Annotated in this window: 1 pseudogene; it reads left to right on the top strand. The window is 42.2% G+C overall.

What is annotated here, in order from left to right:
* Nucleotides 1–2: 2 nt before the first annotated feature.
* Nucleotides 3–561: pseudogene (locus ABN217_RS20015) on the top strand (miniconductance mechanosensitive channel); the annotation flags it as partial.

Below are 561 nucleotides of genomic sequence, written 5' to 3'. Positions count from 1 at the left end.
AACTGCTAGACTGGGTACGCCAGTTCAATCAAGATTATGCCGATATTGCTTCACTTCTCATGGTGCTAGGTTTGATCATCGTCGTCGCGCTGATCTTGCATTTCATCTTACATAAAATCATTTTACCTCGCATAGAAAAGCAAGGTCAGAAAAAAGGCCAAGGTTGGCAACGCCAATTAACTCAATTTAGCTTATTTAACCGAATCGCCTTTGTTATTCAAGGTGTTGTGGTTAATATCCAAGCGGTATTGTGGTTGCATGCAGGCTCTACTCCTCAACAGATTTTAACTGTTGCTTCGCAAGCTTGGTGTATGCTTTTCGGTTTGCTGACTTTTTACTCTGTTCTCGATATATTGCATAGCGTATTACAACGTGCAGCGAAAACAGCTCACTTGCCATTACGTGGTATTTTTCAAAGTGTCAAACTGATTGCAACAGTACTGGTTGCGATTATGATCATTGCATTGCTGATTGGTAAATCCCCTCTGATTTTACTCAGCGGTTTAGGTGCAATGACCGCCGTCATGATGTTGGTGTTTAAGGACCCAATCATGGGGCTGG

The sequence above is a fragment of the Proteus sp. fly-1067 genome, assembly GCF_040139345.1.
Lineage (GTDB): Bacteria > Pseudomonadota > Gammaproteobacteria > Enterobacterales > Enterobacteriaceae > Proteus > Proteus vulgaris_B.
Note: the sequence above shows the minus strand (reverse complement) of the source record. Positions and strands in the feature narration are given on the sequence as shown.